Here is a 13684-nt window from a genome sequence, read left to right as displayed (position 1 = left end):
CGGCCCAGTCGAAAGTAACCAAAGCGCTTATGCCCCACCACTTGGTGCCTCGCTTAGGCTCGGCATGCCCTCACTCCGGCATTGCTCCGTGGGCCCGCCGCGAAGGGCCATCCATGGCCCAGCGCGGCTATCCCGGCATCCATGCCGGGATGCCCACTCCACAATGCCTGCGTTCGGCCAGCGTGGTTAACGGGGCGCCGAGATCAACGTCCACCGCGAGGCGGCCTAGTAGCCGACCTGGCTCTCCCGGTCGTACACCCATCAGATCTGTTTGAGCCGGACCTGTGGGAGCAAAGCTTGCTCGCGAGGCGGCCTTGCAGCCGGCCTATTTCTTCCGGTCGTACTCCGATCCCATTGTTGGAGCGAGCTTGCTCGCGAAGGCGGCAGCACATTCAGCATTGATGCAAGCAGACCACCGCCATCGCGAGCAAGCTCGGCTCCCACAGGGATCGGCGGTGGACGCTGATTTTATAAACGACCAAAAACCTATGTGGGAGCGAGCTTGCTCGCGAAAGCGGCAGCACATTCAGCATGGATGCAAGCAGACCCACCGCCATCGCGAGCAAGCTCGGCTCCCACAGGGATCGGCGGTGGACACTGATCTTATAAACGACCAAAAACCTATGTGGGAGCGAGCTTGCTCGCGAAAGCGGCAGCACATTCAGCATTGATGCAAGCAGACCCACCGCCATCGCGAGCAAGCTCGGCTCCCACAGGGATCGGCGGTGGACACTGATCTTATAAACGACCAAAAACCTATGTGGGAGCGAGCTTGCTCGCGAAAGCGGCGGCACATTCAGCATTGATGCAAGCAGACCCACCGCCATCGCGAGCAAGCTCGGCTCCCACAGGGATCGGCGGTGGACGCTGATTTTATAAACGACCAAAAACCTATGTGGGAGCGAGCTTGCTCGCGAAGGCGGCGGCACATTCAGCATTGATGCAAGCAGACCCAGCGCCATCGCGAGCAAGCTCGGCTCCCACAGGGATCGGCGGTGGACACTGATCTTATAAACGACCAAAAACCTATGTGGGAGCGAGCTTGCTCGCGAAGGCGGCGGGGCAGTCAGTATTGATGTTGCCTGACAGACCGCTATCGCGAGCAAGCTTTGCTCCCACAGATCTAACGGGTGTACGACCGGGAGAGCCAGGTCGGCTGTTAGGCCGCCTCGTGGTGGACGTTGATCTCGGGTGCCCCGTTAACCACGATGGCCGAACGCAGGCATGCCGAGCCTAGGCGAGGCACCGCGTGGTGGGGCAAAAGCGCTTTGGTTACTTTCGACTGGGCCGGCTTCCGGGCTTTTCGAAAGTGACCCGCTGTAAGAGCGGAACCCTAAGCCGCCGTTACCGAAGAAACGGATATTCACACAACCCTAACACCACACCAGGTCAAACCCGGAACCGCCCCACCAACGTCTGCAAATGCACCCCCAACCGCGCCAATTCAGCGCTCGAAGCGGCAGTCTCTTCACTGGACGACGCCGTTTGCTCTGACACATCACGCACATTCAGCACGCTACGGTTGATCTCCTCCGCCACAGCACTCTGCTGCTCCGCCGCAGCGGCGATCTGCTGGTTCATCGCCTGGATCGCCGAGACGGTACGGGTGATGTTTTCCAACGACCCGCCGGCGCGACGGGTCAGCTCGACGCTGCTGTCAGTCAGGCTGCGGCTGTTGTCCAGGGTCGCCGCGACCTGTTCAGTACCCGATTGCAGGCCAAGGATCAGCTCTTCGATTTCTTCGGTGGACTTCTGGGTACGCTGGGCCAGGCTGCGGACTTCATCGGCGACTACCGCAAACCCACGCCCGGCTTCACCGGCCCGGGCTGCCTCGATGGCGGCGTTGAGGGCCAGCAGGTTGGTTTGCTGGGCGACGGACTTGATCACATCCAGCACACTGCCGATCTTGTCGCTTTCTCGCTTCAGCTCGCCCATGGCGGTGGTGGAATTACCCACTTCGAGTGCCAGGCGCTCGATCTGGGCAATCGCTTCGCCGACGACTTTATCGCCCTCGCGTGCCTGGGCATCGGCGGCGGCGGCCGCTTCGGAGGCCTCTTCGGCGTTGCTGGCCACTTCCTGCACCGTGGCGGTCATTTCGTGCATGGCGGTGGCGACCTGGTCGGTTTCCGCTTTCTGGCTGTTGACCCCGGCGCTGGTCTGCTCGGTGACGGACGAGAGCTGTTCGGCGGCGCTGGCGATCTGCGTGACGCCGTCGCTGATGCCACCGATCAATTGCCGTAGACCCACGGTCATGTTCTGCATGGCGCGCTGTAGCTGGCCCAGTTCGTCGCGGCGCTCGGAGGTGAGGTTGTGAGTCAGGTCACCTGCCGCCACACGTTCGGCGATCTTGAGGGTCTGGCCCAGAGGGCCGACGATCTGCCGGGTGATGACCAGGGCAGCGACGACACCGAACAGCAAAGCGAGCACGGCAGCCGCTACCAGGAAGGTCTTGGCCTCGGTTGCGTCACGGTCGCGCACGGCGGTCTGGGAGACGGTCAGTTTTTGGCTGGCATCGATCAATACGTCGCCTTGATCTGCCATGCGCTTGAGTGCCGCGGCGTTGTCGATCTGGGAGTCGCGGAACTGGCTGACCGCTGAGCGATAGACATTGATCGAGTCGCTGGCCTGTTGCAGGTTGGCTGCATGTTCTTCAGGCAATTGCTCTGGCAAACGTGCGAGAAGTTTGAGGGCATTGTCGACGGCCTCAAGGGCCGGTTGCTGGGCTTCGCTCTTGCCGCTGTAGGTGTAGCCGCGAACCTGATAGCGCGCTTGCTGGACCGCCTTGCTCAGGGTCACGATGCTGTTGAACTGGGCGACGCTGTCGCCTTGCAGCAACGACTTCTCTACTTCAGCGACGCGAGCCACGGCATTGTCTGCACTGGCACCGAGTTTGCTGCGGGCATCTTCTCGGCTGGCGGTAGCGCGCGTCATCTCGGCGAAGGCTTTTTTGTACTCGGCCACGGCGGCCAATTGTTTATCGATCAGGGCTACATCGGCCGGTTGCTCGATCAGTTGACGGGCGGTCTTCAGCCCGGCGTCGAGTTTGCCAATCAGGTCGTTGACTTGCTGGGGGCCGTTCTCGCCCCGCGAGGTATCGTAGTTCATGCGTGCCAGGCGCAAGTCCTTGGTCAAATCGTTCAGGCTGGCAATGAACCCCAGCTTGTCGCCACGGCTGATCACGTTACCCAGGCCGGTCCAGCCCGTGAAGGCGATTATCACGGTCAGGAACAGCACCAGGCCGAAGCCGAAACCGAGTTTGCGATTAACGCCTACATTACCTAGCCATCGGAACATGCTGTTACTCCCTGCAGCGCTGAGTTTATGTGCTGGGAGCTATATCGACCGGTTGGAAGGGATCTGTAGAGAATAGATGTCACAGTAGTGGCCGCGTCGCTCCCAAGCGGGAGCAATCTCTGGCCACGGGTTTTATACCTGCCCTCTGGTTAGACCTTGAAGCGACCTACCAGTGTCTGCAAATGAACCCCCAACCGTGCCAGTTCGGCGCTGGAGGCGGCGGTTTCTTCGCTGGAGGAAGCGGTTTGTTCGGAGACATCGCGAACGTTCACGACGCTGCGGTTGATCTCTTCGGCCACGGCGCTCTGCTGCTCGGCCGCAGCGGCGATCTGTTGGTTCATCGACTGGATCGCCGAGACCGTACGGGTGATGTTTTCCAGAGAACCACCGGCACGGCGGGTCAGCTCGACGCTGCTGTCGGTCAGGTTGCGGCTGTTGTCCAGGGTGGTCGCGACCTGTTCGGTGCCCGATTGCAGGCCCAGGATCAGCTCTTCGATTTCTTCGGTGGACTTCTGGGTACGCTGGGCCAGGCTGCGGACTTCATCGGCGACTACCGCAAACCCACGCCCGGCTTCACCGGCCCGGGCTGCCTCGATGGCGGCATTGAGGGCCAGCAGGTTGGTTTGCTGGGCCACGGACTTGATCACGTCCAGCACGCTGCCGATCTTGTCGCTCTCGCGCTTGAGGTGGCCCATGGCTTCGGTGGAGTTGCCCACTTCCTTGGACAGGCGTTCGATCTGGGCGATGGCTTCGCCGACCACTTTTTCGCCTTCGCGAGCCTGCTGGTCAGCGGCAACTGCCGCTTCGGAGGCTTCCTCGGCATTGCGCGCCACTTCCTGCACGGTGGCGGTCATTTCGTGCATCGCAGTGGCGACCTGATCGGTTTCCACTTTCTGGCTGTTGACCCCGGCGCTGGTCTGCTCGGTGACGGCCGAGAGCTGTTCGGCGGCGCTGGCGATTTGCGTGACGCCGTCGCTGATACCCCCGATCAGTTGCCGCAGGCTGATCACCATTCGCTGCAGGCTGCCTTGCAGTTGACCCATGTCGTCGCGGCGGGTGACCACCAGGTTATGGCTCAAGTCGCCGGAGGCGACACGTTCGAGGGCCACCAGGGTCTGTTGCAGTGGTGCGACGATCTGCCGGGTGATGATCCAGGCAGCCAGCAGGCCAAATGCCAGTGCCAGGATGGTGACGATGATCAGCGTTTCTTTCGCTTGAGCCGTTTCCTGGTCGCGTTTCTCGATCTGCGAAGTCGTCAATTGATTATTCAGGGCGTCCAAACGGGTATCTTGATCGGCCATTTTCTTGAGGGCCGAGGCGCTGGCGACCTGTGAGTCGCGGAACTGGCTGACGGCAGCGCGATAAGCCTTCATCGATTCAGAAGCTTGTTGCAGGTTGGCGGCGTGTTCCGGCAGTTTGCCCGGCAGGCTTTCGAGGTTTTTCAATACGTTATCGATGGCCTCCAATGCTGGTTGCTCGGCATCGGCCTTGCCGCTGTAGGTGTAGCCGCGGACTTGGTAGCGGGCTTGCTGGATGGCTTTGCTCAGGCTGACCACACTGTCAAATTGAGCGACGCTGTCGCCTTGGCGCACGGCATTTTCGACTTCGGTCACCTTGGCTACGGCGTTGTCGGCGTTGGCGCCAAGCTTGGAGCGGGCCGATTCGCGATTCTGCGTCGCCTGGGTCAGGTCGACAAAGGCGCGTTTGTACTCATCGAGGATAGCCAGCTGCTGATTGAGCAACTCCTGGTCTGCCGGGCGTATAAACCGTTTGAGGGCCGCTTGTACGCTTTCTTGAAGCTTGCCTACGAACTCATTGACGACTGCTGGCCCTTGTTCGCCGCGCCGCATCTCATAGTCGAGACTGGCGATTCGCAAATCCTTGGCCAACTCATTGAGGCTGGCAATGGACGCCTGTTTATCCGCGCGGCTGATCACGCTGCTCAGGCTGTTCCAGCCCGCGAAGGTGCTCAGGAGAGTCATGAGCAGCACCAGGCCAAAACCGAAACCCAGTTTGCGATTGACACTTACGTTTCCCAGCTTTTCGGTTAGCCAACTGAACATGCTGATACTCCCTCGAACCTTATATAGGCCTTATGAAAAGAGTATCGACCATCTGACCGGGATCTGTAGAAAATAGGCGGGGGTATATCCGTAGCGAGGGCGCTTGTCCGCGCTCGGCGGCGAAGTCGTTGCCAGTCCGAACGCGGTTGATGGCCGATTCGCACCCACGCGGGAGCAAGGCCCTTTGCCACGGAGGCTGTACTCGCCGCTTTTTCGGCGTTTAGACTTTGAAGCGTCCCACCAGTGTCTGCAAATGAACCCCCAGTCGCGCCAGTTCGGCGCTGGAAGCGGCGGTTTCTTCGCTGGAGGAAGCGGTTTGTTCGGAGACATCGCGAACGTTCACTACGCTGCGGTTGATCTCTTCGGCCACGGCGCTCTGTTGCTCGGCCGCAGCGGCGATCTGCTGGTTCATCGACTGGATCGCCGAGACCGTGCGGGTGATGTTTTCCAGTGAGCCGCCGGCACGACGGGTCAGTTCGACGCTGCTGTCGGTCAGGTTGCGGCTGTTGTCCAGGGTGGTGGCGACCTGTTCGGTGCCCGATTGCAGGTTGCCGATCAGTGCTTCGATTTCTTCGGTGGACTTCTGGGTACGTTGGGCCAGGCCACGAACCTCGTCGGCCACTACTGCGAAACCACGCCCGGCTTCACCGGCACGGGCCGCCTCGATGGCCGCATTGAGGGCCAGCAGGTTGGTTTGCTGGGCCACGGACTTGATCACGTCCAGCACGCTGCCGATCTTGTCGCTCTCGCGCTTGAGATGACCCATGGCTTCGGTGGAATTGCCCATTTCCTTGGACAGGCGTTCGATTTGGGCGATGGCTTCACCCACCACTTTTTCGCCTTCGCGAGCCTGCTGGTCCGCGGCGACCGTCGCTTCGCAGGCTTCCTCGGCGTTACGCGCCACTTCCTGCACCGTGGCGGTCATTTCGTGCATGGCGGTGGCGACCTGATCGGTTTCCACTTTCTGTTTGTTGACCCCGGCGCTGGTCTGCTCGGTGACGGCCGAGAGCTGTTCGGCGGCGCTGGCGATTTGCGTGACGCTGTCGCTGATGCCGCCGATCAATTGCCGCAGGCCCACGGTCATGCTTTGCATGGTGCGCTGTAGCTGGCCCAGTTCGTCGCGGCGCTCTGAGGTGAGGTTGTGGGTCAAGTCGCCTGCGGCCACGTATTCGGCAACCTTGAGAGTCTGGTCCAGCGGGGCGACGATCTGCCGGGTGATCGCCAGCGCCGCGATCAAGCCGAACAGAAGGGCCAGTGCGGCGGCCGTTACCAGGACAGTCTCGGCCTGGGCAGCTTCATGATTGCGCACGCTCGTCTGGGACACTGTGAGATTTCTACTGGCCTCGCGTAGCACGACCCCCAGGTCGGACATGCGCTTGATGGCGGCCGCGCTTGCGGTCTGGGCGTCACGGAACTGGCTGACGGTTGCATGATAGGTCTTGAACGATTCGCCGGCCTGCCGCAGCTTGGCGGCGTGTTCTTCTGGCAGTTGGGCCGCAAGACTGTCGAGGATTTTCAAAGCGTTATCGATGGCATCCTGCGCGGGTTGCTCGGCGGCCGCCTGGCCACTGTAGGTGTAGCCGCGAACCTGATAACGAGCCTGCTGGATGGCCTTGCCCAAGGTCACCACACTGTTGAATTGTGTCACGCTATCGCCTTGCAGCAGGGCATTTTCAATGTCGGAGACACGGGTCACGGCGTTATCGGCGCTGGCGCCCAATTTGCTGCGGGCATCCTCACGGCTGGCGGTAGCGCGGATCAAATCGGCGACGGCAGTTCTGTACTCGGCGACGGCCGCCAGTTGCTTGTCGATGATCGCCACGTCGACCGGTTGCTCGATCGATTGGCGCGCGGTCCGTAGTCCAGGCTCCAATTTACCGAGGAGATCATTAAGGTCACCTGGGCCTTTCTCGCCGCGTGTCGCGTCGTAATCCATGCGCGCGGAGCGCAGGTCCTTGGTCACGTCATTCAGGCTGGCGATGAGCTCCAGCGTGTCGCCGTGGCCAATCACCTTACGCAGGCCGGTCCAGCCAGTGAAGGCGATCATTACGGTCAAGAAGAGTACCAAGCCGAAACCGAAGCCGAGTTTGCGATTAACGCCTACGTTACCTAGCCATCGGAACATGCTGATACTCCCTTGAAGGGCGGAACTGCCTTTCATAGTAGCTGTATCGACACATTGTGGGAGGAACTGGAGAAATGAGTTAAATGAGCTTGGGACACGGTGGCAAGCGACAGAGGATCAGAACAGTCGTGCAAGCAGCGCCGTCACCGCAGTCTCGACCCGCAGGATCCGCTCGCCCAGTTGCACCGGTTGCAGGCCGGCCTTGGCCAACAGGTCGATCTCGTAGGGAATCCAGCCGCCTTCCGGGCCGATGGCCAGTGTCACCGGTTCTGTCAGCGCGCGAGGGCAGGGTGGGTAGTTGCCAGGGTGACCGACCAGGCCCAAGGTGCCGTCGGTCATGGCCGGCAGGCGGTCTTCGACGAAGGGCTTGAAGCGTTTTTCGATAATGATTTCCGGCAGCACGCTGTCCCGGGCTTGTTCCAGGCCCAGGATCAGTTGCTCGCGGATGGCCTCGGGTTCGAGAAACGGCGTCTGCCAAAAGCTCTTTTCCACGCGATAGCTGTTGACCAGCACCACGCGCGGCACGCCCATGGTGGCGACGGTCTGGAACACCCGCCGAAGCATTTTCGGACGTGGCAGGGCGAGCACCAGGGTCAGCGGCAACTTGGCCGGTGGAGGCTGGTCGAGGGTCACTTGCAGTTCGGCCTCGCGGGCTTCCAGGCGCAGCACCTGGGCGGTGCCCATCAGCCCCCCGATGCGCCCGACGCGCAGGCTGTCACCGACGGCGCTGCGATGGACTTCCTGCATGTGGGTCAACCGGCGATCGCTCAGGACCACGCGGTCAGGCCCGATGAAGTCGGCCTCTTCGAGCAGCAGCAGGTTCACGCTTGGGTCGCTGGCGGCTGGTCGTTGTGGTCATCGACCGGTTGTTCCTCGGGCTCTTCTTCCCGGCGCTTGCGCACCAGGCCACCGAACAGGATGCCGATCTCGAACAGTAGCCACATCGGCACCGCGAGCAGGGTCTGGGAGAAGATGTCCGGCGGGGTCAGGATCATGCCGACCACGAAGCAGCCGATGATCACGTAGGGGCGGATCTTCTTCAAATAGGCCACGTCGACCACGCCAATCCACACCAGCAGCACCACGGCCACGGGGATTTCGAACGCCACGCCGAAGGCGAAGAACAGCGTCATGACGAAATCCAGGTAGCTGCTGATGTCGGTCATCATTTCCACGCCCGCCGGGGTGGCGGCGGCGAAGAACTTGAAGATCAGCGGGAACACCAGGTAATAGGCGAAGGCCATGCCGGTGTAGAACAGCAGGATACTGGACACCAGCAGCGGCACGGCGATGCGCTTTTCATGCTTGTACAGACCCGGTGCGATGAAGCCCCAGATCTGGTGCAGGATCACCGGAATCGCCAGGAACAGCGAGACCATCATCGTCAGCTTCAGAGGCGTCAGGAACGGCGACGACACGTCGGTGGCGATCATTGTCGCGCCTACCGGCAGGTACTGGCGCAGTGGCGTGGAGACGAAGGTGTAGATCTGCTGGGTGAAGGAAAACAGCCCGGCGAAGATAATGAAAATCGCCGCGACGCAACGCAGCAGACGGGTGCGCAACTCGGTGAGGTGCGATACCAGCGGCATCGGCTGGTCGTTCTCTGGGATATCGCTCATGGGGCTCGCGGCGGCAAAGTAGGGTCGTTAGGCGCAGGGACAGCAGGGGGCGCTGTATCCGCTGCCGTCGGTGTCACTGGCGCCGGTTCTGTCACTGACCTCGCACCATCCACCGGCGCCTGGGGCGCAATCGTCGGTTCGGCCACGGGCGGAACCGGCGTCGGTTCCTGTTGGGTCGGCGTGAAGATTTTCCGCGCTTCCTGCTCCAGGGACAGAATATGTTCGTTGTGAAGTTGCCGACGGATGTCGTCGGCACCGATCTCACGTTCAACTTCCTGTTTGATCGCATTGAAGCTGCGCTTCAGGCGGCCGATCCACAGACCGGCGGTGCGCGCAGCACCCGGCAGGCGCTCGGGGCCCAGTACCAGAAGGGCGACGAGGCCGACGAGCAGCAGTTCAGTGAAGCTGATCCCAAACATTAGTCAGTGCTCACGAGTCTTTGCGGACGGGCTCTTCGACTTTCTGGGCCTGCACGTCGATGGTGTGCGGCGCATTCACAGGCTGGCTGGCCTGGGGGTGTACCGGTTGGGTCGGCTGCGCGGGTTGGCCAGGAGCCGCCGACGGGTCGGCCGGTTTTTCGTCATCGTTCATGGCCTTGCGAAAGCCCTTGATCGACTCACCGACATCGGTGCCGAGGTTTTTCAGTTTCTTGGTACCGAACACCAGCACCACGACGACCAGGATGACGATCCAGTGTTTCCAGTCAAAAATACCCATGGAGCTATTCCTCTCAAAAGTTGATCAGGCGGACGGGCGCGAGGCTTTCTCGACGTGCCCGGACAGACCGAAGCGACGGTCCAGTTCATCCAGTACGGCCTGCGGATGCTGCCCCAGTTGGGCCAGCATGACCAGGCTGTGGAACCACAGGTCGGCGGTCTCGTAGATCACGTCGCTGCAATCGCCACTGATGGCGGCGTCCTTGGCGGCGATGATGGTCTCGACCGACTCTTCGCCGACTTTCTCCAGAATCTTGTTCAAGCCCTTGTGGTACAGGCTGGCGACATAGGAGCTGTCGGCCGCGGCGCCCTTGCGCTCTTCCAGCACCTGGGCCAGGCGGGTCAGGGTGTCACTCATGGGTATGTCCTGAATAAATGGCATGCGGGTCCTTGAGCACCGGGTCGACGGTTTTCCAGTCGCCGTTCTCGAAGACGCGATAGAAGCAGCTTTGACGGCCGGTGTGGCAGGCAATCTCACCGACTTGCTCGACCATCAGGATGATGACGTCGCCGTCGCAGTCCAGGCGCATCTCATGCAGGTGCTGCACGTGCCCGGACTCTTCACCTTTGCGCCACAGCTTGCCACGGGAACGTGACCAATAGATGGCGCGGTTCTCGGCGGCGGTCAGGGCCAGCGCTTCGCGGTTCATCCAGGCCATCATCAATACGCGCCCGGTCTTGTGGTCCTGGGCGATGGCCGGCACCAGGCCGTCAGCGTCCCATTTGATCTCGTCCTGCCAGTTTTTCATCTTTGACTCCGACCATGGGCCGCGCACCTGACGTCGGCGGGCCCAGCGTTGAAACAGTGTGCCAGTGCGAACCGGTGCTGGCTATCGGCGAACGACCAGATACAGACCGACCACCATCATGATACCGGCGGGCCAGTGACCCAGTTGGCTCAGCGGCCCGCCGGTCGCCAGCACTGCGCCGCCTCCCAGGTGAGCGGCGCCCAGCAGGCGCAACAGCCAGTCGTCCTTGCGTCGGTGCCACGGGGGCGCCGGGTCGTGGGCGTGGGGCTGGGACATGCGTTCGAGCAGGTCGCGGGTCATGTTGGCCAGGTGCGGGAGCTGCTCGAACTGGCTCTGCACGTTGCCCAGCAAGGTTTTGGGACTGACGCGCTCGCGCATCCAGCGTTCGAGGAACGGCTGGGCGGTGTTCCACAGGTCGAGCTCCGGGTACAACTGGCGGCCGAGGCCTTCGATGTTCAACAGGGTTTTCTGCAGCAGCACCAGCTGTGGCTGGACTTCCATGTTGAAGCGCCGCGCGGTCTGGAACAGGCGCATCAGTACCTGGCCGAAGGAAATATCTTTTAACGGTTTTTCGAAGATCGGTTCGCACACGGTGCGGATCGCCGCTTCGAACTCGTTGAGCTTGGTCTCGGCCGGCACCCAGCCCGAATCGATGTGCAGTTGCGCGACGCGACGGTAGTCACGCTTGAAGAAGGCGAACAGGTTGCGGGCCAGATAGTCCTGGTCTTCTGGTGTCAGGCTACCGACGATGCCGCAGTCGATGGCGATGTACTGCGGGCTCCACGGCTGCACCGTGCTGACGAAGATGTTGCCCGGGTGCATGTCGGCATGGAAGAAGCTGTCGCGAAACACCTGGGTGAAGAAGATTTCCACGCCGCGTTCGGCGAGCATCTTCATGTCGGTGCGCTGGTCGGCCAGGGTCGCCAGGTCGGTGACCTGGATGCCGTAGATGCGCTCCATCACCAATACTTTCGGCCGGCACCAGTCCCAATAGACTTGCGGCACATACAGCAGCGGCGAACCTTCGAAGTTGCGGCGCAGCTGGCTGGCGTTGGCGGCCTCGCGCAGCAGGTCGAGTTCGTCGTAGATGGTTTTCTCGTAGTCCTGGACCACGTCCACCGGGTGCAGCAGGCGGGCATCGGCCGACAACCGCTCGGCGGCGCGGGCGAGGATGAACAGCCACGCCAGGTCCTGGGCAATGATCGGCTTGAGGCCCGGGCGGATGACCTTGACCACCACTTCTTCGCCGCTCTTGAGTTGTGCGGCGTGAACCTGGGCGACGGAGGCCGAGGCCAGGGGCTCGACGTCGAAGCGGCTGAAGACTTCGCTGATCTTCTTGCCCAGTTGTTCCTCGATCAGCGCCACCGACACCTTGGAATCGAACGGCGGCACGCGGTCTTGCAGGCGCATCAGTTCATCGGCGATGTCTTCGGGCAACAGGTCGCGACGGGTCGAAAGGATCTGCCCGAACTTGATGAAAATCGGCCCCAGGTCCTGCAAGGCCAGGCGCAAGCGCGCACCGCGACTCAGGTCCAGCGTTCGCCGGGGAAACCAGCGCCACGGCAGCACGAAGCGCAGGGCCAGGAGAAACCAGGGCAGCGGCAGGGCGAACAGCAGGTCATCGAGGCGGTAGCGGATCACGACGCGCTGGATGCGCAACAAACGGCGGACGGCAAGCAGCTTCATGCGTTATCGCTTGGTTTCAAGGGATCGGGAAAGGCGCTCGAAACGCGCCTCGAGACGTTCCAGGTCAAGTTTGATCTGGTCCAGTTCATTAAAACGGGCTTGTGCTTCGCGTTGGCCTACGAGGGTACGCGATTCTTCGGCCAGGTATTCACTCAGATTCTGCCCCAGGCTGGCGAACCCCTGCCGATACCAGCGGCTGCGGCTGCGCAAATGGCCGCTGAGCAATTGGGTCGCCACCGGACCGATCCAGCGGGACACTTCGTATTCCCAGTCCAGCTCCAGGTCCTGGAGAATCGCCGCCAGCTCCAGCAGTACGCCGCTGTCGCCGTCGAGCTCCACGTCGGGGCTGTGCAGCACCGCGGTCTTGTCCTTGCCCAGGACCAGGTTCAGCAGGCTCGACGCCGGGGCGCGCAGCGTGCAGTCGGCCTCGGCCTCCCAATGCGCGGCGAGCATCAGGCCTTCGTCGCTGGGCAGGATGAACAACCGCCGCGCCGGGCTGCGACAGTCCACGGCAATCACCTTGCCACTCAAGTGCGCCAGGCGCGCGAGCGCCGTGCTGTCCAGGCGCAGCACCCGGTTGAGGCCGAGTTCGACGCTGGCGAGTAGGCCGGTGAGCAGCATCAGGGTTTGATACCGCGGTGCAGGGCGACGATGCCTGCGGTCATGTTGTGGTAGGTCACGCGGTCGAAACCGGCCTCGACCATCATCGACTTCAGGGTTTCCTGGTTCGGGTGCATGCGGATCGATTCGGCCAGGTAGCGATAGCTTTCCGAGTCGTTGGTGATCAGCTTGCCCATCAGCGGCATGAAGGCGAACGAGTAGGCGTCATAGGCCTTGGACATCAGCGCGTTGGTGGGCTTGGAGAACTCCAGCACCAGCAGGCGGCCACCGGGCTTGAGCACCCGCAGCATCGAGCGCAGGGCATCTTCCTTGTGGGTGACGTTGCGCAGGCCGAAGGCGATGGTCACGCAGTCGAAATGGTTGTCGGGGAACGGCAGCTTTTCAGCGTCGGCCTGGACGAACTCGACGTTGCCGGCCACACCCAGGTCCAGCAGGCGATCGCGACCGACCTTGAGCATGGATTCGTTGATGTCGGCCAGGACCACCTGGCCGGTCGGCCCGACGATGTGGGAAAACTTCTTCGTCAGGTCGCCCGTGCCGCCGGCGATGTCCAGCACGCGATTGCCGCTGCGCACGCCCGACAGTTCGATCGCGAAACGCTTCCACAGGCGGTGCATGCCGCCCGAGAGCAAGTCGTTCATCAAGTCATACTTGGCGGCTACGGAGTGGAAAACCTCAGCGACTTTTTCCGCTTTCTGGCTTTCCGGCACGTTCTTGAAGCCGAAGTGAGTGGTGGGTTCGGCATCGCTGCCTTTGCGCTGATCAGTCATATCGCGGTCACCAAAAAAGAATGCGGGACATTCTAATCCCG

General features: G+C 61.9%; 11 protein-coding genes and 4 pseudogenes. All 15 read right to left on the bottom strand.

Annotation, left to right across the window (positions count from 1 at the left end; all coding sequences use genetic code 11):
- Positions 1–1389: 1389 nt before the first annotated feature.
- Complete coding sequence (locus AB4O22_RS24615; protein ID WP_373557686.1) at positions 1390–2253, bottom strand: methyl-accepting chemotaxis protein; 864 nt, start codon at positions 2251–2253, stop codon at positions 1390–1392.
- Positions 2248–3294: pseudogene (locus tag AB4O22_RS24610) on the bottom strand (methyl-accepting chemotaxis protein); the annotation flags it as partial. The pseudogene AB4O22_RS24610 and the gene AB4O22_RS24615, both read right to left, overlap by 6 nt.
- 149 nt (positions 3295–3443) lie before the next feature.
- Positions 3444–4148, bottom strand: a complete 705-nt coding sequence (locus AB4O22_RS24605; RefSeq protein ID WP_371856174.1) for a methyl-accepting chemotaxis protein — start codon at positions 4146–4148, stop codon at positions 3444–3446.
- A gap of 198 nt (positions 4149–4346) precedes the next feature.
- Positions 4347–5276, bottom strand: a pseudogene (locus tag AB4O22_RS24600) (methyl-accepting chemotaxis protein); the annotation flags it as partial.
- A 301-nt stretch (positions 5277–5577) separates the two neighbouring features.
- Positions 5578–6291 carry a methyl-accepting chemotaxis protein gene (locus tag AB4O22_RS24595; protein ID WP_373557684.1) on the bottom strand — a complete coding sequence of 238 codons (714 nt, stop codon included), beginning with the start codon at positions 6289–6291 and terminating at the stop codon, positions 5578–5580.
- Positions 6292–6435: 144 nt separating this feature from the next.
- Positions 6436–7404 (bottom strand): annotated as a pseudogene (locus AB4O22_RS24590) (methyl-accepting chemotaxis protein); the annotation flags it as partial.
- A 195-nt stretch (positions 7405–7599) separates the two neighbouring features.
- Entirely contained in the window at positions 7600–8307 is a 708-nt protein-coding gene (locus tag AB4O22_RS24585) for a 16S rRNA (uracil(1498)-N(3))-methyltransferase (RefSeq protein ID WP_003196923.1), read from the bottom strand.
- Complete coding sequence (gene tatC / locus AB4O22_RS24580) at positions 8304–9101, bottom strand: twin-arginine translocase subunit TatC (RefSeq protein WP_003196925.1); 798 nt, start codon at positions 9099–9101, stop codon at positions 8304–8306. The genes AB4O22_RS24585 and tatC overlap by 4 nt, the downstream gene beginning before the upstream one ends.
- Entirely contained in the window at positions 9098–9520 is a 423-nt protein-coding gene (gene tatB / locus AB4O22_RS24575) for a Sec-independent protein translocase protein TatB (RefSeq protein WP_223471066.1), read from the bottom strand. Before tatB ends, tatC begins: the two co-directional genes overlap by 4 nt.
- A 10-nt stretch (positions 9521–9530) precedes the next feature.
- A complete protein-coding gene (locus AB4O22_RS24570; RefSeq protein WP_003196929.1) occupies positions 9531–9818 on the bottom strand; it encodes a twin-arginine translocase TatA/TatE family subunit in 288 nt (95 codons plus the stop codon).
- Between the two features lie 24 nt (positions 9819–9842).
- Complete coding sequence (locus tag AB4O22_RS24565; protein WP_003186671.1) at positions 9843–10175, bottom strand: phosphoribosyl-ATP diphosphatase; 333 nt, start codon at positions 10173–10175, stop codon at positions 9843–9845.
- Positions 10168–10566, bottom strand: a complete 399-nt coding sequence (gene hisI, locus AB4O22_RS24560; RefSeq protein WP_003196931.1) for a phosphoribosyl-AMP cyclohydrolase — start codon at positions 10564–10566, stop codon at positions 10168–10170. The genes AB4O22_RS24565 and hisI overlap by 8 nt, the downstream gene beginning before the upstream one ends.
- A gap of 81 nt (positions 10567–10647) precedes the next feature.
- Complete coding sequence (ubiB, locus tag AB4O22_RS24555) at positions 10648–12252, bottom strand: ubiquinone biosynthesis regulatory protein kinase UbiB (RefSeq protein ID WP_003196934.1); 1605 nt, start codon at positions 12250–12252, stop codon at positions 10648–10650.
- Positions 12249–12873, bottom strand: a pseudogene (locus tag AB4O22_RS24550) (ubiquinone biosynthesis accessory factor UbiJ). The gene ubiB and the pseudogene AB4O22_RS24550 overlap by 4 nt, the downstream one beginning before the upstream one ends.
- Entirely contained in the window at positions 12873–13643 is a 771-nt protein-coding gene (ubiE, locus tag AB4O22_RS24545; protein WP_003196937.1) for a bifunctional demethylmenaquinone methyltransferase/2-methoxy-6-polyprenyl-1,4-benzoquinol methylase UbiE, read from the bottom strand. The pseudogene AB4O22_RS24550 and the gene ubiE overlap by 1 nt, the downstream one beginning before the upstream one ends.
- Positions 13644–13684 lie beyond the last annotated feature (41 nt).

The sequence above is a fragment of the Pseudomonas sp. S3_B11 genome (assembly GCF_054667715.1).
The sequence above is the reverse complement of the archived record's forward strand: the minus strand, read 5'-3'. Positions and strand labels throughout refer to the sequence as shown.